This window comes from Nocardia sp. NPDC059195 (assembly GCF_042754695.1).
GTDB lineage: Bacteria > Actinomycetota > Actinomycetes > Mycobacteriales > Mycobacteriaceae > Nocardia.
In genome coordinates, this window is record NZ_JBHZBG010000007.1 from 161,638 (window position 1) to 185,552 (window position 23,915).

The window sequence follows — 23,915 nt, forward strand, 5'->3', positions numbered from 1 at the left end:
GCGTGCCGCACGACCCCCGATGCCGTGGTCACCCACGACATCGGGCCCTGATGCGAGCTCACCGAGTTGTTCATCCTTGGGCAGACCAGGCGGCTGACAGTGCGGACAAGGCGTCGGCCTCCAGGCCGGACGCGCTCATCGGCGCGTGCGAAACCTGTGCGGGCTCTTCCGCTTTTGCCGCACCGGCGGCCGCGTCGACAGCGGCTGCCAGTTCGGTGATCGAGGCGCACTCGAACACCAACTGCGGGGTCAGTGCCAATCCCAGATCGGCGGCGCGGGCCGACCACTGGATGGAGATGACGCTGTCGCCGCCGATGGCGAAGAAGTTGTCCTCGCCGGTGACGTCCTCGGTCTCGAGCAGCTCCTCGATCAGCGCGATCAGGGCGCGCTCGGTGTCGGAGTCGGTCGCCGCACCGGTGGCGACGGCGCTCGCGGCCACCGGGGCCGGCGCGGCCAGCAGGCGCTCGAGATCCGCGGCGGGCAGCACGCGCAGGTCGGCGACCAGCAGGTCAGGCGTTTCGGCGAAGGCGCGCAGCGTGGCGGCGAGCGCGTCGGCGATCAGCGCGGCCGTGGCCGGGTCGTACAGATCGGCGTTGACGACGACGCGCACGTCCATGCCGCCGTCGGCGGTCACGTTCAAGCTCAGGTTCAGATCCAGGAAGGAGACGTCGAACTCGGCGGGCAGCACGGTGACGGTGCTCTCCCCCGAGGTCGCGAACGGGAGCGTGGTGGGTGCCCAGTCGGCGCCACGGAAGTGGACCATGCTCTGGAACAACGGGTTACGCGACCGCGAGCGACGCGGGTTGAGCGCTTCGACCAGGCGCTCGATCGGGAGCTCCTGGTTGGCGTTGGCGTCGAGCACCACATTGCGGGCCCGAATCACGGTGTCGCGCAGGGTCGGTGCGTTCGACAGGTCGTTGCGCAGCACGACCATGTTGGCGAACAACCCGATCAGGGTGGTCGTCGCCGGATCGGTGCGCGCCGCGAAGGGAGTACCGAGGGTGATGTCGGTACCACCACCGAGGGCGTGCAGCAGCGTGGCGACCGCGGCCTGGCACACCATGAATTCAGTGGCGCCACTTCGGATCGCGAGCGATTCGAGCCCCGAACGCACGGCGGCGGGCACCGAGAAACTCACCACTTCACCGCGCTTGCCGAGCACCGGCGGACGCTGCCGATCATGGGCGACGGCGATCTCCTCGGGAACATCCGCGAGCGCGGCACGCCAGTAGTCGATCTGGCCCGTAGCGAACGCGCTCGGCGCGGCCTGGTCGAACAGTTCACGCTGCCACAGCGCGTAGTCGGCGAACTGGACCGGCAGCGGCGCCCAGCTCGGCGCACCGCCCAGCTCGCTGCGCGCACGGTAGGCGGCGGTGAGGTCGTCGAGCAGCACACCGAAGGACGCGTGGTCGGCGACGATGTGGTGCACCAGCAGCGAGAGCACGTGGGTGCCCGCGTCGAGCACGAGCAGTTCGGCGCGGATCAGCGACTCACCGTCGAGGGTGAAGTGGTAGCCGGCGATCTCGGCGAGTGCCTCGGTGAGCTGGTCGGCGGCGATCTCGCGCACCGGCAGCGGGACCGGAGCGGCGGGGTGCACCACCTGGTAGGGCACGCCGTCGTGTTCGGGGAACGTAGTGCGCAGCGACTCGTGCCGGGCCACCACGTCATCGAGGGCGGCGCGCAGGGCCACGATGTCGAGTGCGCCATCGAAGCGCATGGCCAGCGGCAGGTTGCCGACCGAGCCCGCGCCCTCCATCCGGTACTGGAACCACATCGCCAGCTGCGAGTACGACAGCGGAATGCGCTCGCCACGTGGGCGCCCGCCGATCGCGGGACGATTGGACCGCCCCGGTCCGGCGGCTGCCATTGCCGCTACGTGTGATCCAGCGGTGGCGACGCCGCGATCCGCAGCGGAACCGGTCGAGCCGATCTCCGATGCCGAACCAGCGAGCGAGCCGTCCGAGGCAGCCGCGGCCGAAGTATCCGTGTTCGCGGGTGCGCTCTCGCTCGCGGCGGGCGCGTCATCGAAATCGCTGTCGACGGCGTCGAGGTCGATGTCGAATTCGGCCAGGAAGCGCGCGACCAGGTTGGCGGCCAGCGCGGCGGGGGTCGGGCTGTCGAAGACCACGCGCACGTCCAGCTCGATGCCGAACTCCGCGCGGACCTGGGCGACCAGGCGGGCCGCGAGCAGCGAGTGGCCGCCGAGCTCGAAGAAGGAGTCTTCGGCGCCGACGTCATCGAGGTCGAACAGGGCGCCGAACAGGGCGCAGACCTTGCGTTCGGTGGCGGTGGCCGGAGCGCGGTGGGTGCGCACGGCGGCGGAGGTGGCGGCGGGCAGCGCGCGCTTGTCGAGCTTGCCGTTGAGGGTGAGCGGGATCTCGCCGATCACCGCGAAACCGCTGGGCACCATGTATTCCGGCAGCGCGTTCGCCGCGAAGGCGTGCACCTGCTCGAGGTCGACGGCATCGCCAACGGGCACGACATAGGCGGCCAGCATCGCGCCGATGGCCGGATCCTCGGTCACGACTACGACGCAGTGCGCCACGTCGGGGTGCGCGGCGATCGCGGCCTCGACCTCGCCGAGTTCGATGCGGAAACCACGCACCTTCACCTGCTCGTCGGCGCGACCGACGAACTCCAGTTCACCGAAGCTGTTGCGGCGCACCAGGTCACCGGAGCGATACATGCGCGCGCCCGCCGCGGGGCCACCCTCGGCCGCCGCGAACGGGTCGGCGACGAAACGCTGCGCGCTCAGCGCGGGACGGTCGAGATAGCCGCGGGCGAGCTGATCGCCACCGAGGTAGAGCTCACCGACGACACCGTCGGGCACCAGCTGCAGTGCCTCGTCGAGGACGTAGGTGTAGACGTTGCGGTTGGGGATGCCGATCGGCACCACACCGGTGCCCTGTGGGCCCGCGACCGGCATATGGGTCGAGCAGACCACCGCCTCGGTGGGTCCGTAGTGATTGCGGAGTTCGGCCTCGAGCGTGTTGAAGAACCGGTCGGCGACCTCACCGGGCAGCGCCTCGCCGCCGACGGGAATCTGGCGCAGCGACTGCCATTCACTGATCTCGGGCAGCAACAGGAACGTGCTCAGCATCGACGGCACCATGTGCAGCACGGTCACCTGACGGCGGCTGATCAGGTCGGCGACATAGCGGATATCGCGGAAAGCGTTGGGCTTGGGCACGATCAGCTGCGCGCCGACAGTGAGGGTGATCGCGATGTCGACCAGCGAGGCGTCGAAGCTCACCGACGACGACTGCATCAGGCGGTCGGCGGCGGTCATGTTCCAGTCGGCGGTGAAGCAGACGATGTGCTCGGCGATCGCGTTGTGCGGCACCGGAACACCCTTGGGCTTGCCGGTGGAGCCGGAGGTGTAGATGACGTAGGCGAGGTTCGCGGGCAGCAGCGGACGCAGCCGCTCGGCATCGGTGGGCGCGGTCGCCGGGAGCTGCGCCGCCATCTCCTCCGCGGCGGCCAATTCGACCGCACCGAGCAACAATCGAGGGTTCGCGTCCTCGACCAGGTACTCGATCCGATCGTCCGGGTAGGCCGGATCGATCGGCAGGTAGGCACCACCGGCCTTCAACACCGCGAGCACGGCGACGATGAATTCCACCGAGGTACCCAAGCGAAGGCCGACGAGGTCCTCGGTACCGATGCCATGCCCGATCAGCCAGTGCGCCAGGCGATTCGCGCGGGCGTGTAGCGCGGCATAGGTCAGCTCGGTGTCGTCGGAGAGCAGGGCGAGCGCGTCGGGCGTGGCGGCCGCGGCCGATTCCAGCAGGGTGACAAGGGTATTCGCCGGTTCATCGACGAGAACGCCGTGCGAGCGGTCGAGCAGCGCCGCGCGGTCGGCCGCACCGAGCATGTCGAGGTTGGCGAGCCTGCGCCGCGGCTCGCGCAACGCGCTGTCGAGGAGCTGACCGAAGTGCGCGAGCAGCCCGTCGATGAGGGCTTCGGAGAGCACATCGGTCTGGTACTCGGCTTCCACCACTGCCGTGCCGTCGGCCTCGAGCACGATGGCCAACGCCAACGGCACCTGGGCGCTCGCCGCACCGAGTTCGAGCTGGGTGGAGGTGACGCCGTCGATGGCGAAACCGTCGGCGCTCTTGCGCACCGAGAAACCGAGGCGCACCAGCTGATCCAAGCCGTCGCGACCGGCCACCCGATCTGGGTTCGCCTCGCGGACAACACGATCGATGCCGACACCGCGGTGGGCGAAGGCGCCGGTGCAGGTGTCGCGCACCGAGCCGACGAGCTGGACGAAATCGGCCTGGGCGCCCATGGTGGCGCGCAGCAGCAGGGTGTTGCCGAAATAGCCGATGAGCTGTTCGGTGCCCGCGGGGCGGTCGGTCACCGGGATGGAGACGAGGAAGTCGTCGGCGGCGGTGTAGCGGTGGATCAGGGCGTCGAACCCGGCGAGCAGCACCATGAACGGGGTCGCGGCCTGCTCACGCGCGAACTGTTCGGTGCGGGTGACGAGCTCGGCCGGGAGACGGTGGGTGCGGCGCTGGGCGTTGCGGCCGGGGGTGGCCGCGGCGGAGCCTGGCAGTTCGAGGGGTTCGGGCAGCGGGCGCAGTGCGTCGCGCCAGTAGGCGACGTCGGCTTCGGCGGGCTCGGCGGTGGGGGCGATCGCGGCGAACTGAACCGTTTCGGGCTGGAATCCGGAAGTGCCGGCGGCGGCGTTCGTCTCGTCAGGGGATGGTGCCGCGATCGAGGTCGAATCGACAACGCTCACACCATCGGCGGCCTTCGTCGCATCGGAGGACTGCGGCCCCGCATCGGATGCCGTGACCGCGTGGCCGTCCGCCACGAAGACGTTCGGTCCAGCGGCGGGTGTGCCCAGCCGGTAGGCGGTGTTGAGCTCGGCGAAGAACACCGCCCAGGAGTCGTCGTCCCAGGCGATGTGGTGGATGGCCAGGAGCACGATGTGCTCATCGGTCCCGGTGCGGATCAGCGTCGCGCGCAGCGGGAGTTCGGTGCCGAGCGCGAAGGGGCGGCTGAACTCACGCTGGGCCAGCACCTCCACCCGCAGGTCGCGACCCGACTCCGCGAGCTCGGTGACGTCGTGGGTGGACCATTCGACCCGTGCGTCGGCGGCGAACACCTGGAACGGTGTGCCGTCGGCGTCCGCGCCGTAGGTGGTGCGCAGGATGTCGTGACGAGCCACCACCGTGTCGAACGCGGCGTGCAGGCGGTCGGCGTCGAGCGGGCCGGTGAGGCGGTAGGCGACGCAGATATTGAGGGCGGTGTCGTCGGCGTCGCGGGTCTGCAGGAACCACATGCGGCGCTGGCCGGGGGTGAGTGCGCGCCGCTCCCCCGCCGGGATCCGCGGTACCGCGACAGGTTCGGCGTGCACCACCGACATGCCGCGTTCGCGCAGCTTCTGCTGGAGCAGCAGTTTGCGGCGTTCCGCGACGGACAGGGTGGCTTCGGTGTCAGACATGTTCTTCGGCCCCTCAGCCCTGGTTGGTGTTGCGTGCCATAAGCAGCACGACATCGTCGAGCGATGCGCCGCCGAGAATCGCCGCGACCGGCAGATCGCGATCCAGCTCCGCTTTCACGCGCTTGCGGAAGTCCAAGGCCTGCAAGGAATCGAGACCGAGCGCGACCAATGGCATGGTGGCGTCGATGGATTCGGCGCTGTCGCCGCCGATCACCTTGAGCAGCTCGGTGCGCATGCGCAGGTCGAGTGCGATGCCGCCGTGCGCGGCACCGGTGGACACCGGCGCGCTCGATCGTGTGCCGGGCAGGTCGGCGTCCGACTGTGTGCCCGGGCCTGCCGATTCGAACGCGACGGTGGCCGCCGTACTCGAGTTTCGTGCGGGCGCGGCGGATTCGAGGCCGGTGAGCACGCTGGCCTGACCGAACGCCCCGAGCACCTCGCGCAGGAAGTCCCAGTCGGCGGCGATGATCATGCTGTCACGCACCGGTACGGCGAGTCCGGCCTCGATCGCGTCGGCGGGCACCATCGGGTACACGCCCGCTTCCTCGACCCGGGCGAACCCAGCATCGTCGAGCGGACCGGCGACGCTCCACAGACCCCACTGCAGGCTCGCGGCGGCGATGCCACGGGCGCGGAGCCGACGGGCCGCTACATCGAGCATCCGGTTGGTCACCGCGTACAGGACCTGCCCGCGTCCGCCCAGCGTCGCCGCCATCGACGAGCACAGCAGGACCCGGCCGTCCACGGTCAGCGGGATCGCGTCGATCAGGTTGTCCAGGCCGCGCAGCTTCGCGGCGGCGGCGGTGCGCACGGCATCGTCGGTGATCTGCGCGAGTTCGGCGTCCACGTAGTTGACCGCAGCGTGAATCACCAGGTCCACGGGGCGATCGGCGATCTCGGCACCAAAAGCCCCCGCGGCGGCGGCATCGCTCACATCGCAGGACCGCACCACGATCTCGGTCACGCCGATACCGCGCAGCCGAGCCAGTTCCGGTGCCAGCGCATCGGTTTCGCCGCTGCGACTCAGCAACGTGACCCGGCCCGCACCCGTGCGTGCCAGATGATCGGCGAAGCGCAGACCCAGCTGACCGGTACCACCGACGATCACGACATGATCGAGATCTGTTCCCAGCGAACCGGTTTCACTGGTCGTATCGACGACCAGGCGCTTGACGAACAGTTTGCCTGCCCGCAGGGCCAGCTCGGCCTCGCCGCTGGAGTGCACCGCACCGACGATCTTGGCGGCCTGGGCGGGAGCGGATTCGTGTGCGGCGAGATCGAGGTGCCGGAAGAGGATTCCCGGGTGTTCGATACCGACACTGCGGAATCCGGCGCTGACGCCCGACTGGAACAGCCCGGGAATCGGGTCGCCGTCGTGCACGGTCTCGCCGCCGACAGTGAGCAGCCAGCACTCGCCACCGGGACGGAGCGCGGACAACGCCGGAGCCCAGCGACGTTCGGCATAGAACTCGGCCAGCGCATCGATCGCGCCGGCACTGTCGTCATCGCGGCCCGAAGCAAGCAAGACGACCACGGAATCGAAGCTCGCGCTCGAGCCCTGCTCACCCTGGTCAGCCGAGCCGAAGGCCACCGCGACACTCGGGTCACCGGTGAGTTCCGGTCGGCCGACGACGCGCGCATCGGCACCGTGCCGATCAGCGGCGGCGACAAGGGCGGCGGCCAGCTCGGCACATTCGCCGGTGTGGTCGACGATGAGCAGGCTGCGCGGCGCGGTCAAGGACCGGCGTTGCAGCGGCGTCCACTGTTCCACCAGCCGTTGGGGTTTCGGGGTGGTGACGGCGAGTTCGGCGGGGGTTTCGTTGGCGCCGAGGGGGGCCCAGAGGCGCTTGGCGTTGGTGACGGTGTGCGGGAAGTCGCGCAGCGGGAGGCTGACGGTGTTGTCGACCCGCAGCGCGTCCCAGCGGTAGCCGATGTCGAGGACGGCGACCTGGGCGAGATTGCGGGTGAACTCGGACAGCCCGTCCGCGGTGCGCAGCGAGGTGCCGAGGACACGGAAATCGCGCGCGGGCAGGCCGGGGCGGTTCGGGACCAGGCCCAGGTTTTCCTGGATGGCCAGTTGCAGCACGGGATGCTCGGCGACCTCGATCAGCAGGTCGACGCCGTCACTGCCGGCGCTGACCACGGCCCGGTCGAACCGCACGCGGTTGCGCAGGTTCCAGAACCAGTACTGCTCCTGCTCGAGGTCGGGCGTGATCTGCTCGCCGAGAGTCGCGCCGTAGCAGGCGATCTCGGACGCGGTGAAGTTCGGCGTGCTCATCTCGTCGCCGAGGAAGCCTTCGAAATCAGCCCGCACCTCGGCGACGATGGAGGTGTGTGCCGGGAAGGCGACCCGGATCTCCCTGGCGAACTGGCCGCGCGCGGTGGCGGCGGCCACCAGATCGACGACGCAGCCGCGTTCACCGGAGATGGCGATGATGTGCGGCGAGTTGACGACCGCGAGTTCGGCCCAGCCCGAGTGCCGCGCCATCAGCGCTTCCACACTCTCGCGGTCCATCCCGAAGACCGCCATCGAATAGCCGCGCGGGGACAGCCGGTCCGCGAGCAGGGCACGATGGGTCACCGCGAGCACCGAATCACGCAGCGTCATCACACCGGAGACCGCGCCCGCGGCGAGCTCGCCCTGGCTGTGGCCGATGGTCGCGTGCGGGTCGACACCCGCCGCTCGCCACAGCGCGGCCAGGCCCGTCATGTGGAACATCAACGCGGGCTGTACTTCCCACACCGTGTCCTCGTACTGCCCTTCGTCGCCGAGCAGATAGTGCAGCGGCTGGGAATGCCCGAAGCGTTCGGCATGGATGGCGGCGCACTCGTCGACGACGGCGCGGTAGGCGGCCGACAGCTCGTAGAACGCCGCGCCCATACCGGGCCGCTGACTGCCCTGACCGGGGAACACGAATCCGATCCGACGCCCGCTCGCCGGCACGTCGCCGTGCACGACGAGTGCGTGCTCGGAGCCGGTCGCGATCGCGTCGAGCGCGGAAAGCAGGTCATCCCGCACCGGGGAACCTTCGGCCGCCTCCACAGCTGCCACGCTCGGGTCGGCGATTGCTTCGGCGGGCCTGTCCACAGGAGCACGGGTTGATGAGGCCAGGATCAGCGCCCGGCGACGCCGGGGCACGCGGGTGCGGAACAGCATGTCCGACAACCGTTCCGCGGTGACCTCGGGGTGCGCGGCAACGTAATCGCGCAGCGCGGCCGCCTCGGCGCGCAGTCCATCGACACTGTCGGAGGACAGCAGCACGGGAACGCTGCCGTCCGGCAAGCGGTACTCAGCCATGGTTGGTTTCCTCCAGCACCGGCAGGCCGACGATGGCGTGCGCGTTGGTTCCCGCGACACCGAACGAGGACACCGCGGCGTAGCGCAGGCCGTCCGCGCGTGGCGCCCAGTCGGTGAGTTCGGCCGCCAGGCGCAAACTGGTTGCGTCCCAGTCGATATCGGTGGTCGGCGCGTCGGCCCACAGGCTCGGTGCGATGGCGCCGTGCGCACCGCACAGCAGCACCTTGATCAGCCCGAGCATCCCCGAAGCCGCTTGGGCGTGGCCGGTGTTGGACTTCACCGAGCCGAGCAGCGGGCCGTCGGTGCGGTCAGGATTGCCGTAAGTCGCTGCGAGCGCGGTCAATTCGAGTGGATCACCGACAGCGGTGCCGGTGCCGTGACCTTCGATCAGGCCGATGTCGTCGGCGCTGATCCCGGCCGCGGCGACAGTGTCGGTGATCAGCCGCTGCTGAGCGCTCGCGCTGGGCACCGCGATCGGGGCACCCGCGCCATTGTGGTTGACGCGCGAACCGAGCAGCTGCCCGTAGATCCGGTGGCCGAGTGCCTTTGCCCGCGATTCCCGTTCCAGCACGATGACTCCCGCGCCTTCGGCCCACAGGGTGCCGGTCGGGTCGGCAGCGTAGGAACGGCAGTGGCCGTCGGTGGCGAGGGCGTTGTTCTTGGAGAACTCGTAGAACGCGCCGGGCGAACCCATCACGCACACCCCGCCCGCGAGCGCCCAGTCGCACTCGCCCGCGCGGATGGCTGAGGCCGCCTGATGCACGGCGGTCAGCGACGACGCGCACGCGGTATCCACGCTGATCGACGGACCGACCAGGCCGAGCCCGTGCGAGATCCGCCCGGCCACCGCACCGAGCGCGGTGCCGGTCGCGCGATAGCCGCTGTACTCGTTCACCGACCCCACCCGCGGCCCGTACTCGACCGTCGAGACACCCATCCATACACCGGCCGAATCACCGTCCAGCGCACCGGGATTGATGCCCGCGTGCTCGAGTGCGCGCCAGGCCACCCGCATGGCCACCCGCTGCTGCGGATCCATCGCCACCGCTTCGCGCGGGGTGATGCCGAAGAACTGCGCGTCGAACTCGGTCGCGCCGTCGAGGAACCCGCCCGCGTCGCGGACCGGCGCCCAGCCCTCGAGCCTGCCGAGGGCGAACAGCTCGTCGAGCGGCCAGTCACGGTCGCGTGGGAAGGGGCCGATCAGTTCGCGTCCGGACGCGAGGGCCGACCAGAAATCGGGCAGGTTGTCGATGCCGCCGGGGGCTTCGACACCCATCCCGACGATCACGATGGGATCAGAGTTCATCGCGCGAGCGCCTGGCCGACGAGCGCCTCGGCGATGCCGTCGATGTTCTCGTCGAGGTAGAAGTGGCCGCCCGCGAACAGGTTGACCTCGATCTCGGCGGTGGTGCTCTGTTCCCAGCCGTAGAGATCGCGTGGGCCGACGAACGGGTCGTCGTCGCCGCCGAGGACCAGCACGGGCGTCGCGACAGCCACTTCGGGGCCGCACGCGTAGGCGTCGAAGGCGCGGTAGTCGGCCTTCAGCACCGGCAGCGCCATCCGGATCACTTCGCGGCTGGCCATCACGTCGGCGCCGGTGCCGTTGAGCGCGGCCATGTGGTCGAGCAATTCGTCATCCTCGGTGGGATGGCCGGGGAGCTCGGCGATTCGGTGCGGTGCGGCGGCCGCGGAGACCACCAGCAAACGCACGGACAACCCCGCGGCCTCGGCCAACCGGACGAACTCGAACGCGACAATGGAGCCCATGCTGTGGCCGAAGACGGTCAGCGGCGCGCCGGTGTTGTGGACCGAGTCACGGAAGGCATCGAAGGCACCCGCGGCCAGCTCAGGCAGGGTCTGCGCGGCGGCTTCCCGCACACGGTCCTGACGGCCGGGGTATTGCACGATCACGGTGTCGAAGTCGGCGGCCATACGCTTGGCGAACACCCGATAGGCCGAGGCGCCCGCCCCCGCGTGCGGGAAGACGATCAGCGGCGGTAGGGAATCGGTCCTGGGGGCCTGAAATTGCCTGATCCAGCCGAGTTCTCTTGCCATGTCGCTCTCCCTCACCGGCCACGCAAAGCTGCGCGGCCGTTTCGCACTATCCAAACGCCGCACTCACGCACGGGCCCGCCCGGCGCAGTCGTCCGGGACCGGGGCGAATCCTGTTGCACCCGAATCCGACCCGGATCGGGGACCGCCCGGCTATCACCGGGCGATCGGTCGGGCAACAATAACACCCAGCCATTAGTATAGGCTAGCCTTACCAATCGAGGTGACCAAGGTAACGATTGAACGGAGCACCGAGCAGATGAACCCCGCCGGGACCCCCACCGCGCTGCCCCGCGAGCAGACCGACCTGCCCGCCGAGGTGGCCGCCGCCCCCGCGCCCGTGCTGCCCGTCTTCGCGGCGCCGTTCAGCCTGCGCCTGGCCGATCCCGACGGTACCGACCCCGAGCTGCTCGCCGAATGGATGGCCCGCCCGCACCTGCTCGAGTCGTGGGAACAGGACTGGGACGCCGAGCGCCGTCGCGAGAACTTCCGCGCCCAGCTGGCCGGAACCTATTCCCGCCCTTGCATTCTCAGCCTGGATTTCGCCGTGCTCGGCGAGCCCGAACACGGCGTGCGCGATATCGCCTACCTGGAGTTCTATCGCGCCGCCAAGGATGAGGTCGGCCGTTTCTACGATAGCGATCCCAGCGATATCGGCTTCCACATCGCCACCGCCGACACCGCGGTGATCGGCAAGGGCATCATGTCGGCGTGGATCTCCACCATGACCACCGCCGTCTTCGCGGCCGACCCCGATTGCCGTCGCGTCCTGGGCGATCCCGACCACCGCAACGTGGCGATCGGGCGCAGTCTGGCCAAGGCCGGGTTCCAGCTGATCGGTGAGATCGATGTCCGCCCCGATCGGCGGATCGCCTTGCAGTACGTTCCTCGCACGCCGGACGACATGGTCGCGCCGCGCTGAGCGCGAGCAAAGAGCCCCTTCTGATCGAGTGTTCGACCGGAAGGGGCTCTTTTGTGTGTGCTCAGCGAGCGATGGCGGCGGCCCGTGCCCGAGCGGGCACCGTCTGCAGCACCCGGTCCGAAAGTTCGCCGAGGCAACTGAGATTCGGGAACCCCGGCCCCTGCGCCATCGCGGCCATGTTCGGGAGGTAGAGCTTCCCGCCGAGCCCGGTGACGGCCAGGTCGTAGCCGATCGATGACTCGATTCGCGACTGCGTCAACGCTCCGCCGACGGCGAGTTCGAGCAGATCCGCGGTCCGCTGATCGAACATCTCGAGGAACCACAGCGGCTGACCACCGGTGGCATCGACCACCAGATCGAACTTGTGCACCTGATCGGCCCGCAACTCGTTGCTCAGCGTCAAAGCCAGCGATTCCCCCTGCGGCGCGATCTTGGTTACCCGGCCCTGCAGGTGGTGAACGCGGTTGTCGCCCAACAGGCTTTCCTGCACGCGCACCGAGAACACCCCGCGGTCGGTGCGCCGGATCACGTCGCGGCGTTCCTGAAGGCTCAGCGCCGCCCATTTCACGGGATCGCTGAACAGCGAGTTCTCGAAGAAGCTCTCGCCGCGGGTGTAGAGGGTGGCCAGCGGGGAGATCACCGAGATGGTGAGCATCTCGTGGCGAACCAGCTCGTCCAGCGCCGAGCCACCGGTCTCGCCGCCACCGATCACCGCGGCGCGCGAGGCGGCCGGCAGCGTGCGTTTGCCTGCGCGGTCCCAGAATTCGGCGATGCTGAGCACGCGCGGATGATCGACAAGGGCGCGGCTGCTGCGGCCGGGGCCGGTGATCATCAGGCCGTCGGCGGTCAGCTCGCTGCGGGTGCCGTCGGCGTCGACCACGTCGACCTGCCACTGCTCGCCATCACCGTGACTGATTCGCTCCACCCGCCCGAGTACCAGCTCGAGGTCGATGGACTTCGCCACCCACTGCAAGTACTTGGCCCACACATGGTGCTGCGGACTCGGCCTGCCGCGGTCGATCCACTCGGCGTAGGTGCCGTGTTCGATCAGGAAGGTGGTCCAGCTGAAAGCGGCCATCGCATGGTCGATGTCGCGATTGCGGCCGCGCGCCCAGGTGGAGTGGTACGGGAAGCCGATGTCCTTCTCAGGGCTGGTGCCGAGACGGTGCTGTCCGTCGGTCCAGCCGCCGGTGGGCAGCCAGTTGCCGCCCACGGCATGCGCCTCGACCACGACAACGCGCGGAGCGGGCATCCCGAGCGAGCGCAGAACGTGCGATTTAGTCGCCACCGCAAGGGCTTTCGGCCCCGCGCCGACTACCAGGAGGGTTTCCACCGGTTCGTTCTCCGCTCTCTCACGCACAGCCAACATTGCATAGGCTTACCTTATTAAACCACCGGAGCGGACAAACAAGTGTCGTTAGGCTAACCTAACGACATGGGTAAGGGATTGAATGGTCTGATAACCAAGGCCTGGGGCGGCGCCGACTACCGGCTGACGGTGACGTCCAACGAGCAGATCACCGACAAGTTCATCCGCATCGGCTTCACCGCGGGCGGCCTGCTCGCCGACCACCCGGTGCATCCGACCCAGTGGATCCGCCTGTGGATTCCCGACGCGACCAGCGACAAGCTGCACCACCGCGGCTACACCCTGGTCGACCAGAACCCCGCCGAAGACACGATGAGCATCGACTTCGCCCTGCACGCCGGTCCGGCGGCCGACTGGGCCCGCCGCGCGAAGCCGGGCGATCCGCTCGACGCCACCGTGCTCGGTTCGGACTTCCAGCTCCCCGAGCAGGCACCGAGCGAGTACGTGATCTTCGGCGACACCGCCTCGCTGCCCGCCATCAACTCGCTGCTCGACGCCATCGGCGACACCCCCGCGCGAGTCTGGCTGGAATGGCAGTACGAGTCCGACCAGACCATCCCGGTCAGCAACAAGCCCCACCACACCCTCACCTGGCTCCAGCGCGTCGACGACGGCCGCCTGCTGCGCGAGGCCGCACAGGAAATCACATGTGTCCCAGGGACTTATGGATGGGTCACCTGCGACGGGCACACCACCCGCTCGATCGTGAAGACCCTCAAGACCCAGCACGCCCTGCCCAAGACCTCGATCAAGGCGCAGGCCTACTGGAAGTAAGCGCCCCCGGACCGCTTCCGAACTGCCGCGGTGGGGGCGCCGGATCCCGGCGAGTACTGTGGCGAGCTCCGTCCGTATCACGGTGGGGAGCCGACATGCAGTTCAAACAGTCGAGCAAGCTCGCGAACGTTTCCTATGAAATCCGCGGCCCGATAGCCGAGCACGCCGCCCGGCTCGAGGTCGAGGGACACCGGGTGGTGAAGCTCAATACCGGTAACCCGATGCAATTCGGGTTCGACGCACCGTCGGAGCTGCTGCGCGACATCATCGCCAACCTGCCGATGTCGGCGGGCTACGCGACCTCGAAGGGATTGCTGCCCGCCCGGCGCGCGGTGGTGCAGTACTACGAGGGCCGCGGGGTGGACGACCTCGATATCGAGAACGTCTTCCTCGGCAACGGCGCCTCCGAGCTCATCATGATGGCGATGACCGCGCTCATCGAGAACGGCGACGAAGTCCTGGTCCCCGCACCGGACTTCCCGCTGTGGACCGCCGCGGTGCATCTCAACGGCGGCAAAGCGGTGCACTACCTGTGCGATGAGGGCGCCGACTGGTATCCCGACATCGCCGACATCGCGGCCAAGATCACCGACCGCACGCGGGCCATCGTGATCATCAACCCGAACAACCCGACCGGTGCGGTGTATCCGACCGAGGTGCTCGAGCAGATGCTCGAGCTCGCCCGCCAGCACAATCTGATCGTCTGCTCCGACGAGATCTACGACAAGATCCTCTACGACGACGTCACCCACACCGTCACCGCCTCGCTGGCACCCGACCTGCTGTGTCTGACGTTCAACGGTTTGTCCAAGGCCTACCGCCTCGCCGGCTTCCGATCCGGCTGGCTCACCGTCTCCGGGCCGACCCGTCACGCCGAGAGCTACCTCGAAGGCCTGACGATGCTGTCCGGGTTGCGACTATGCGCGAATGTGCCTGCGCAGCAAGCTGTTCAGGCGGCGCTCGGCGGGCATCAGAGTATCCACGAACTCACCCTGCCCGGCGGGCGACTACTCGAACAGCGCGATCGCGCGTGGACTGCCCTCAATGCGATTCCGGGTGTGTCGTGCGTGAAGCCCAAGGGCGCGCTGTACGCCTTCCCCAAGCTCGACCGTGCGACCTATCGGATCGACAACGACGAGAAGTTCGTGCTGGATCTCTTGCTGGCCACCAAGATTCACGTTGTGCAAGGCACCGGCTTCAACTGGCCCGCACCCGACCACTTCCGCATCGTCACCCTGCCGCACGCCGATGAACTCGACCAGATCATCGGCCGGATCGGCGAATTCCTCTCGACCTACCACCAGTAATACGCCGCTGCGCGGTACGACCTCCATCGCCAGGGCTGCCGTGTGCGGACCGATCGGAGTCTTGCATCCGATGAAATTGCAATCAGATGTACGGAAGGAGACGCCGCGGGCGGCGAACCTGGCGATCATCGACTGCCACCAGCGTCTCCATCAGCTGCTTCATCGCATTTCCCTTTCGCAGAGGGCTCGGAAGGCCCGCGCGGGCCGACCGGTGAGGCGCTGGACATCGTCGGTGACGCGGTCCTCCGCCCCTTCGGCAATGGCACGGTCCATGCCGGCCAGCATCACGGCGAACTCCGCCGGCACCAGCGCCGTGAGGCGATCGCGCAGCTGCTTGTTGGACAGATGACGGTGAGCCACGGGCCGACCGGTGACCTCGGTGATGATCGTGGCGACGTCGTCATAGCTGAGGGCCTCGGGCCCAGTGAGGACTAAGTCGGTGTTGGGGGCTTGCTGGTCTGTCAGGGCGTGCACGGCGACGGCTGCGATGTCGTCGGCGTCGACGAAGCCGACCCGGCCGCTGTCAGTCGCGGTCCAGATGATGCCGTCTTCACGGATGCTGTGCGCGTGCGCGTGTGTGCCGGTGAAGTTCTGCATGAACCACGAGGGCCGCAGTACCGCCCACTGTTCGAACAGATCGGGCAGGGCCTGGTGCACTGTTCCCGCCGCAGGGCCGCCCTCGGGTATGGCCGAGGAGCTCAGTAGCACCGCGCGATCCACGCCGCCGGTGCGGGCCCGCTGCAGGAAAGGCAGCATGACCTCCGCCGGGTCGGACTCGCCCACGGGCGGTATGAGGTAGACGCGGTCGACGCCATCGAGGGCGGCAGTGTGGGTAGCGGGGTCGTACCAGTCGAAGCGGACCGGCTCAGCGCCGGCGACCGCGGTGGCTTGACGGCTGGCCGCTTTGACACGATGACCGGCGGCTGTCAGCTGCGCTGTGGTGCGGCTGCCGGTGGTGCCGGTGGCGCCGATGATCAAAGTGGTGCCGGTGGTGGTCATCGACTGCTTCCGGTGAAGTCGGCGCTGGGTTCGACGGCGAGGGGGTTCCAGTAGTCACGGTAGGAGGTGATGCGCCCGTCCTGAACTGTGACGACGGCGATGTAGGTCATGTCGAAGGGAGCGTCGGTCTGCACCAGACGGCCGATACCGCGCATCTCGACCACGATGGTCTCCGGATCGGTGGTCTGGTGGATCCGCAGGTCAGGGAAGTCGTGCACATCGATGTGATCGGGGTAGTTGCGCATGTAGGCCGCGATGGCCTCCTTGCCCTCCAGCCGCTCGGGCCAGCCCGGTGCGGCGAAGGGGAACTCCATGATGCCGCCCTCGGCCCACAGGCTTACCCACCCGGCGATGTTCTTGTCCAGTAGCAGCCTCAAGCTGTGGCGGTAGAGATCCGCCGGAGAAGTCGGTGCGGACATTTGGCCTCCTTCCATCGCATAGAATTCGGACCCAAGGTCCGCTTTTGACAATACGGACCTGGGGTCCGTTTTGTAAAGGGAGGAACCGCATGCCCGAGCACAAGATCCGCAAGGACGCCGCCCGTAACCGGAATGCCGTCCTCGCGGCCGCCGACACCCTCTTCGCCCGCGGCGAGAGCCCCGACGACATCACCATGGCCGACATCGCAGCAGCGGCCGGCGTCGGCAAGGGCACGCTCTTCCGAGCCTTCGGCGACCGCGCCGGGCTGCTCCGCGCGCTGTACGAGGCACGACTCGAACCGATCAGGAAAGCCATCGAAGCCGGACCACCACCCTTGGGGCCCGCCACCCCACCACACCAGCGCGTGCCCGCCCTGCTCGACGCCGTCCTGTGCTTCAAACTCGACAACCGGCGCCTCGCGCTCGCCCTGGAGGAAAGCGGGAGCGGCAGCCCGTATCAGGCCGAGCATTACGTACGGTGGCACGGCTTGGTCCAAGCCGTACTGGAGCAGATCCCCGGCCTCACCGACAGCGACTTCACCGCCCACGCCCTGCTCGCCGCCACCCGAGCGGACCTCGTCGAGCAACTGGCCGGACAAGAGCGCATGCCGCGCGAAAGGATGCGGACGCAGTTGGCGAACTTCGCCAACAGGGTCCTGGTCTCCGACTCACAACAGGGGTTGGTCGCCGAGCCCTGATCGAGAATCGGGCGGCCTTGGCGGTGTCGCAACACCGCCAAGGCGCTCGTCGTCAGGCGGGGACGGGTTCCAGGCGCCAGCCCGTGGCCCGGTCGCGTTCGTTCCAGAAGGCGGCGTAGCGGCCGTTCAGGGCGAGAAGCTCGGTGTGCGTACCGCGTTCGGCGATGCGGCCCTTGTCCAGGAACAGGATCTGGTCGGCGTGGGCGATCGTCGAGAGACGGTGCGCGACGACGAGAACCGTTTTGTCCCTGGTGAGTTCGTGGATGCCACGCACCACGACAGCTTCGCTGTGTGGGTCCAGCGCGCTGGTCGCCTCGTCGAGCAGCACGATCGGGGCGTCCTTGAGCAGGGCACGGGCGATCGAGACCCGTTGACGCTCACCGCCGGACAGCGCGGTGCCACCTTCGCCGACGGCGGTATCGAAACCGTCGGGCAGCCGCTCGACGATCTCGTCGACCCTGGCGGCCTCGGCCGCGCGCCGCAGGTCCTCGTCGGTCGCGTCGGGTTTGCCGATGCGGATGTTGTCGGCGACCGAGCGGTTGAACAGGTAGACATTCTGGAAAACCAGGGCGAGCTGGTCGAGCAGGGTGTCCGAAGGCTGCTGACGCACATCGTGTTCGCCGACCGACACCACGCCGGAGTCCACGTCGTAGAAGCGGGCGGCGAGGCGGAGCAGGGTGGTCTTGCCGGAGCCGCTCGGTCCGACGATGGCGGTGGTGGTGCCTGCCGGGACGGTGAAGGTCAGGTCGGACAGGACCGGTTCGTCGGCGCGGTAACCGAAGTTCACCCCGTCGAAGACCACCGCGGGGGCACCGGGCGTGACCGGCTCGGTGGGACTCGGCAGGGGCGATTCGGCCAGCAGGTCGGTGATGCGATCCGCGGCCGCGGCGGCCGAGCGCAGGGCGGCGCCGAGCTGGGCGGCCTGGTTCACCGGTTCGATGAAGCGCGCGCTCACCGCGATCAGCGCGATCGCCGCGGCGGCCGAGACCGAACCGTCGGTCACCTGCACGACCGCGATGTAGGCCAGCACCAGGAACACGGCCTGGACGAACAGTGCGAAGACGATCAGGCCGGGCACTGTCGCGACCATCATCTTCCGCACGGCCGAACGTTGCTGCACCAGTGCCGAATCCAGCTTCTTGTTCCCGGCGCCGACGGCACCGAAGGCCCGCAGCACCGGCTGTGCCTGCGCGAATTCGACCACCCGCGAATCGGCTTCGGCCGCGGCGGTGTGCAGGCGGGCGTCGGCGCCGGTGTAGGCGCGGTTCGCGAGATTATTGACCAGGTAGAGCACCGGCGCGGCGAGCAGCATCGCCACCCCGATTCGCCAGTCGATGAACAGCATGCCGATCGCGACGACCAGCGGCACGATGATGCCGGTGAGCACCTTGGTGAGCAGGTAGGCGATCAGCCCCTGCATCTCGCGGACCTGCTCGACCATCACGCGCGAGAGCGGGCCCGCGTCGCGGTCTTCGAACCAGCCCAGCGGCAACGCGTTCAGCTGATCGCCTAGGCGGGTCTGCAGACCGCGCTGCATGCCGAGACCGATGCGCAGACCGATCACGGCCTGCGCGAAACCGAACACCACCACGCCCGCCACGGCGGCGGTCATCCCCAGCGCCCACAGCCAGGCACCGCTCAGGTTGTCACCGAACAGCGCCTCCAGCACGGGGACCAGCAGCAGGTAGGCGATCGCCTGGAAGAACGCCTGGAGCACGATCACCGTGAGCAGGCGCGGGATCAGCGGGGCGAACTCGTCGGGGACGAGGCGGAAAACCTTGCGAATCATCGTGTTTCCTCCACCAGGGCGAGCGTGCCGAGCGCGGCTTCGTTGATCTCCCACAGCTGCTGGTACAGCCCGCCCGCGGCGCGCAACTCGGGGTGTGTGCCCTGTTCGACGATGGCGCCGTTGTCCAGCACCAGGATTCGGTTCACCCCGGTGATGGTGTGCAGGCGGTGCGCGATCACCAGCACCGTACGTCCGGCGACCAGGGCGGCCAGCGCGTCCTGGACCGCGGCTTCGGATTCGGGATCGGCGAAGGCGGTGGCCTCGTCGAGGACGAGCACCGGGGTGTCGGCCAGCAGTGCCCTGGCGATCGAAAGACGCTGTGCCTCACCGCCGGACAGGGTGGCGTCGACACCGATCTCGGAGTCGTAGCCGCGGGGCAGCGCCAGGATCCGATCGTGGATCTGGGCGGCCCTGGTCGCGCGCTCGATGGCTTCGTCATCGGCGTCGGGACTGGCCAGCAGGAGGTTCTCGCGGATCGAGCCGCGGATCAGGCGGACATCCTGGAAGACGAATCCGACGGTGCGGTACAGCTCTTCGCTGGTGAACTCGCGAATATCGCGGCCATCGATGGTGATTCGGCCGGTGCCGACGTCGTAGAAGCGGGGTAGCAGTTTCGCCAGTGTCGACTTGCCGGAACCGCTCGGGCCGACCAGGGCGGTGATCGTGCCCGGAGTCAGCTCGAGGTCGATGCCGCGCAGCACGTCATGTCCGGTGCGGTAGGCGAATTCGACGCCTTCGAAGCGGACGATCCCGGTCTTGGCGGTGGCTTCGGTCGCGACGGTTTCCAATTCCGGTGTCTGCATCAGTTCGTGCAGACGCAGCGCCGCGGCACCACCGGCGCGCAGCGCCTGCGAACCGTAGCCGAGGCCGAGCAGCGAACTGCCGATACCCAGCCCCACCAGCAGGAACGGCAACATGTCCAGGGGATCCACCCAGCCGAGGCCGACGCCGGCCAGCCCGCCGAGGACCACCACCAGCATGACGAACACCGGCATCACCACGATGTCGGAGGCCGACTGCACGCGGATGATCGGCATCTTCATCCGATGCGCCGCCTGAACCTGGCCGTCGACCGCGTCCTGGAATTCCTTGTGCGCCTTGCCCGCCTGACCGAACGCGCGCACCACCTGGATGCCGTCGACGAACTCGATGGTCGCCTCGGCGGTGCGGCGCTCCCAGCGGGTGTAGACCGCGAGCCGGTCGCGGCCGTCGCGGTCCATGATCTTGCCGAACAGGACGAAGTAGGCGATCAGCGGAATCAGCAGCACCAGGGTGAGCCGCCAGTCGACGGTGAACAGGTAGCCGAGGGTCACCAGCGGCACCACCAGTGCGCCCACGAACTCGAGCCGGGCGTGCGCGACCAGGTAGTGCAGGGCCTCGACATCGTCGCGCAGGTAGTTCTTCACCTCGCCGGAGCTGCGCTCGCCGAACCAGCCGAGCGGTACCCGGGTGAGCTTGCTCGCGAGTAGTCGGCGCAGGGTGAGCTGGTAGCCGGCGTCGACCGCGTGCGACCACGTCAGCGCGACGGCCTGCAGCAGTGCCCGCGCCACGAGCACGATCACGGCCGCGCCGAACAGCCACCACACGCGGTCGGTGTCGACCGGGGAGTTCAGCAGTTCACGGCAGGCCGCCACGATCAGCAGGAACGGGACCACCGAGCAGACCGACGCGACGGCCACGAGCAGGCTCGCCACCGTGAGCATGCCCGATACCGGTGCCAGAATCTCTTTGCGCGCCTGCGCTTCCCGCTGCTTCTGCGCTTTCGCTGCCGCCTTGGGCAGCCGGTTCCCCGACTCCGCCCCCGGCGGCGGCGCTACCTGCACCGTCATATCGTTCTCGCCTCTCGACCTGTCCGCGGCAACTCCGCCAAAGGTAGGTTAGCCTAAGTTGAGCGGTTGTGGCCGACCGGGGAAGGTTGCGTGAACTGCCAGTCAACCCGTCTGCAATTCGCATTTTCGGGCGTAATTTCCTCCGTACCTCTTGATCTCGTATAGCGGTGGGAGAACGAAAATGTTTGTCACGTCAATCATTTCAGCGATTGCCGACTGCCATTCCGATCCTGGAAAGCTGTCGCCCGAACAAGCGCATCGGGCGATGCAGATACATCTGGAATGCAGCGTCGACCTGTGCCGGGTACGACGGCGTGCGCGCCATGTCCTCGTCGAAGCGAAACTGATGGTGCTCGATCAGCGAGCGGGCTAGCGATTGGTCAGCGGAATCGGGGGAATGCGTTTCTCATGTTCACTCCCCTGCCATCTTCGGCCGCCTGGTTACATCGCGACGCGCGCACCGGATTCGAGGTGACGTATTTCCACGACGATGCGCGCGGACATCTCGTCGAAGGGTGCGCGACGGCGGTCGAGGACGGGATCGTCTGGGCGATCGACTATCGGCTGCGGCTCGACGGGAGCTGGCACACCCGCTCGGCACAGATCGTCGGGCGATATCCCGCGGGCAGGCGATCGGTGAACGTGCAGTCCGACGGGTTGGGACGCTGGCAGCTCGACGGCGCGCCCGCGCCCGAACTCGACGGGTGTCTCGATATCGATCTCGAGGCGTCGGCGTTCACCAACGCCTTGCCGGTGCATCGCCTCGGACTCGCCGTCGGTGATGCCGCCGACGCGCCCGCGGTCTATCTGCGGGCCGCGGATCTCACGGCGGCCCGATTACCGCAGCGCTATCGCCGAATCACCGATGGGGTCGGTCAGCGCTACGACTACAGCGCGCCCGACTTCGACTTCCAGGCCACCCTGGACTACGACGCGTCGGGTCTGATCGTCGACTATCCGGGACTCGCGACGCGCGCCGCCTGAACCCCACGGCGGATCACGATCACCGGACAGACCACACTTGCTCTATGCGACGTAGGCAGCAGCCGCCGCTGCCGAAACGGCACGGCCTAGATCCCGCTCGACTCCGGCTCCCCGAGGACGGGCAGTGGGTGACCGTGCGCGACCACCTCGTCGAGCGGTTACCTCGGGTGGATCCGGCCAGGATCGACGCGATGCTGGTGGCGGGCGAGATCGTGGATCTGGCAGGTCCGCTGGCACCGGACGCGCCGTTCGTGCCGGGCAGTGCCGTGTGGTTCCACCGCGATCTGCCCACCGAGACCGAGGTGCCCTTCGAGATCGGCATCGTGCACCGCGACGACGACATCCTCGTGATCGACAAGCCGCACTTCCTGGCGACGATCCCGCGTGGCCAGCACATCTTGCAGACCGCGCTGGTGCGGTTGCGCAACGAGCTCGAACTGCCCGACCTGATCCCGGCGCACCGACTGGACCGGGTCACCGCGGGCCTGCTGCTGTTCGTGGTGAATCCGGCGCGACGCGGGGCCTATCAGACGATGTTCCACCGCAAGACCGTGCGCAAGGAGTACGAGGCCATCGCGCCCTACGATCCCGCGCTCGAGCTGCCGCGGATCGTGCGCAGCCGGATTATCAAGGAGAAGCAGGTGCTCGCCGCTTTCGAGGTGGACGGCGAGCCCAATGCCGAGACCGAGGTGGCGCTGGTCGAACACCGCGACGGCCTCGGGCGCTACCGCCTTCGCCCGCACACCGGCCGAACCCATCAGCTGCGGCTGCATATGAACGGGCTCGGCGTGCCGATTCTCGGCGACGATTTCTATCCGGTGATCACCGATAAACCGGTCGACGAATACACCCGTCCGCTGCAATTGCTGGCGGCTTCGCTCGAATTCACCGATCCGATCAGCGGAGTGCCACGGCGATTCGAGACCCGGCGCACACTGCAGGCGTGGACCGATATGGCTGGATGGTCCGGATCGGCTGTCGCGTAGCTCACAGCGCGGCGAATCCTGCTCGATCTTGGTAAACGCACTCCGGGCCGCTCAACGCTGGGGTCGGCGGGTTGTCCCGCATTCACCGGACCGTTTTCATTTCGTGATATTTCCGTACACTCGATCGGGTGCCCGTACCCGCCGTCGCCGATTCCCGGCCGAAACTGCATGCCTACATCGATATCGCGGTGGTTGTCGTCGTGCTGGCAGGCACCAATCTGATCGCGCACTTCACGACGGCCTGGGCCAATATCGTCATCGTCCCCATCGCGGCGGTCGCGCTCTTGGCGCTGATGCGCAAACGCGGACTCGGCTGGTCCGAACTCGGACTCTCACCCAGGCACTGGAAGCGCGGGACCGTGTACGCGCTCGGCGCGGTCGCGATCGTGCTGACCGCGGTCGCGATCGGCGCCCTTCTACCGCTCACCAGGCCGTTCTTCCTCGCCGATCGCTACGCGACGATTTCCGGCGCGCTGATCGCGTCGATGATCGTCATCCCGTTGCAGACGGTGATCCCCGAAGAGCTCGCGTTCCGCGGCGTACTGCACGGCACCCTCGATCGAGTCCTCGGCGTCCGCGGGCTCTTCGCGGCCGGATCGCTGATGTTCGGCCTCTGGCATATCGCCTCGTCGTTCGGCCTGACCTCCGGTAACAAGGGCCTGGCAGGCATCGTCGGCGGCGGCCTCCTCGGCCAGCTCGCCGGGATCGCCCTCGCCGTCGCCGCAACCGCCGCCGCGGGCGTCGTGTTCACCTGGTTGCGCCGCCGCAGCGGCAGTCTGCTCGCACCGATCGCCCTGCACTGGTCGCTCAACGGGGCGGGCGCGCTCGCAGCGGCTGTCGTCTGGCACACCGCGCTGAGCTGAGCGACCGCCGAAAAAACGGCCGCTCCACGGTGATCGGCGATTTCTGAATTCCGGCGTGTCGCTGCCGGGGATTCGGCGGAATCGACCCGTTGTCGTTGACCGGGGCACGGTGGGCGTTTACGCTCTCTGGCAATCACACATATGTTCGATAGTCCATATGTTCGAGTGGCGGAA

The 23,915-nt window shown here is 68.2% G+C and carries 16 protein-coding genes; 7 read left to right on the plus strand and 9 right to left on the minus strand.

Annotated elements, in window-relative coordinates; genetic code table 11:
- Window positions 1-70: 70 nt before the first annotated feature.
- From ACFXKN_RS12355 to ACFXKN_RS12370, 4 genes are read right to left on the minus strand one after another with little or no spacing between them, the layout of a single operon-like run.
- A complete protein-coding gene (locus ACFXKN_RS12355; protein WP_379432988.1) occupies window positions 71-5,452 on the minus strand; it encodes an amino acid adenylation domain-containing protein in 5,382 nt (1,793 codons plus the stop codon).
- Window positions 5,453-5,465: 13 nt separating this feature from the next.
- Entirely contained in the window at window positions 5,466-8,750 is a 3,285-nt protein-coding gene (nbtC, locus tag ACFXKN_RS12360) for a nocobactin polyketide synthase NbtC (protein WP_379432989.1), read from the minus strand.
- On the minus strand, window positions 8,743-10,056 hold the full coding sequence (locus tag ACFXKN_RS12365) for a polyketide synthase (RefSeq protein ID WP_378953692.1): 1,314 nt from the start codon (window positions 10,054-10,056) through the stop codon (window positions 8,743-8,745). The genes nbtC and ACFXKN_RS12365 overlap by 8 nt, the downstream gene beginning before the upstream one ends.
- Window positions 10,053-10,805 (minus strand): thioesterase II family protein, encoded by a 753-nt coding sequence (locus ACFXKN_RS12370; RefSeq protein WP_378953690.1) that lies wholly within the window; start codon window positions 10,803-10,805, stop codon window positions 10,053-10,055. The genes ACFXKN_RS12365 and ACFXKN_RS12370 overlap by 4 nt, the downstream gene beginning before the upstream one ends.
- A gap of 256 nt (window positions 10,806-11,061) precedes the next feature.
- Here ACFXKN_RS12370 and ACFXKN_RS12375 point away from each other — a divergent pair, with 256 nt between their 5' ends.
- The gene (locus tag ACFXKN_RS12375; protein ID WP_378953688.1) at window positions 11,062-11,724 is read left to right on the plus strand and encodes a GNAT family N-acetyltransferase; all 663 of its coding nucleotides are present in this window, start codon (window positions 11,062-11,064) and stop codon (window positions 11,722-11,724) included.
- A gap of 61 nt (window positions 11,725-11,785) precedes the next feature.
- On the opposite strand, the gene ACFXKN_RS12380 is transcribed toward ACFXKN_RS12375, so the two are convergent.
- Window positions 11,786-13,057 (minus strand): SidA/IucD/PvdA family monooxygenase, encoded by a 1,272-nt coding sequence (locus ACFXKN_RS12380; protein ID WP_378954247.1) that lies wholly within the window; start codon window positions 13,055-13,057, stop codon window positions 11,786-11,788.
- 102 nt (window positions 13,058-13,159) lie between these two features.
- Here ACFXKN_RS12380 and ACFXKN_RS12385 point away from each other — a divergent pair, with 102 nt between their 5' ends.
- A complete protein-coding gene (locus tag ACFXKN_RS12385; protein WP_379432990.1) occupies window positions 13,160-13,867 on the plus strand; it encodes a siderophore-interacting protein in 708 nt (235 codons plus the stop codon).
- Window positions 13,868-13,962: 95 nt separating this feature from the next.
- Window positions 13,963-15,174: a pyridoxal phosphate-dependent aminotransferase gene (locus ACFXKN_RS12390; protein WP_378953683.1), complete on the plus strand. Its 1,212-nt coding sequence runs from the start codon at window positions 13,963-13,965 to the stop codon at window positions 15,172-15,174.
- A gap of 159 nt (window positions 15,175-15,333) precedes the next feature.
- On the opposite strand, the gene ACFXKN_RS12395 is transcribed toward ACFXKN_RS12390, so the two are convergent.
- Together ACFXKN_RS12395 and ACFXKN_RS12400 are read right to left on the minus strand one after the other, a co-directional pair.
- On the minus strand, window positions 15,334-16,173 hold the full coding sequence (locus tag ACFXKN_RS12395; protein ID WP_378953680.1) for an NmrA family NAD(P)-binding protein: 840 nt from the start codon (window positions 16,171-16,173) through the stop codon (window positions 15,334-15,336).
- Entirely contained in the window at window positions 16,170-16,592 is a 423-nt protein-coding gene (locus ACFXKN_RS12400) for a nuclear transport factor 2 family protein (protein WP_378953676.1), read from the minus strand. Before ACFXKN_RS12400 ends, ACFXKN_RS12395 begins: the two co-directional genes overlap by 4 nt.
- An 89-nt stretch (window positions 16,593-16,681) precedes the next feature.
- On the opposite strand from ACFXKN_RS12400, the gene ACFXKN_RS12405 reads away from it, so the two are divergent.
- Window positions 16,682-17,290, plus strand: coding sequence for a TetR/AcrR family transcriptional regulator (locus ACFXKN_RS12405; RefSeq protein WP_378953673.1), 609 nt, complete (start codon window positions 16,682-16,684; stop codon window positions 17,288-17,290).
- A 52-nt stretch (window positions 17,291-17,342) separates the two neighbouring features.
- Here the strand turns inward: ACFXKN_RS12405 and ACFXKN_RS12410 are convergent, their stop codons facing one another.
- Both ACFXKN_RS12410 and ACFXKN_RS12415 read right to left on the minus strand, forming a co-directional pair.
- Window positions 17,343-19,079: an ABC transporter ATP-binding protein gene (locus ACFXKN_RS12410; RefSeq protein ID WP_378953668.1), complete on the minus strand. Its 1,737-nt coding sequence runs from the start codon at window positions 19,077-19,079 to the stop codon at window positions 17,343-17,345.
- The gene (locus ACFXKN_RS12415) at window positions 19,076-20,908 is read right to left on the minus strand and encodes an ABC transporter ATP-binding protein (RefSeq protein WP_378953665.1); all 1,833 of its coding nucleotides are present in this window, start codon (window positions 20,906-20,908) and stop codon (window positions 19,076-19,078) included. Before ACFXKN_RS12415 ends, ACFXKN_RS12410 begins: the two co-directional genes overlap by 4 nt.
- A gap of 408 nt (window positions 20,909-21,316) precedes the next feature.
- Between ACFXKN_RS12415 and ACFXKN_RS12420 the strand changes: the two genes are divergently transcribed.
- From ACFXKN_RS12420 to ACFXKN_RS12430, 3 genes are all read left to right on the plus strand, one after another.
- Window positions 21,317-21,892 (plus strand): putative glycolipid-binding domain-containing protein, encoded by a 576-nt coding sequence (locus ACFXKN_RS12420; RefSeq protein WP_378953662.1) that lies wholly within the window; start codon window positions 21,317-21,319, stop codon window positions 21,890-21,892.
- Window positions 21,893-21,936: 44 nt separating this feature from the next.
- Window positions 21,937-22,878, plus strand: a complete 942-nt coding sequence (locus ACFXKN_RS12425) for an RluA family pseudouridine synthase (protein ID WP_378953659.1) — start codon at window positions 21,937-21,939, stop codon at window positions 22,876-22,878.
- 128 nt (window positions 22,879-23,006) lie between these two features.
- Window positions 23,007-23,741, plus strand: a complete 735-nt coding sequence (locus tag ACFXKN_RS12430; RefSeq protein ID WP_378953656.1) for a type II CAAX prenyl endopeptidase Rce1 family protein — start codon at window positions 23,007-23,009, stop codon at window positions 23,739-23,741.
- Window positions 23,742-23,915 lie beyond the last annotated feature (174 nt).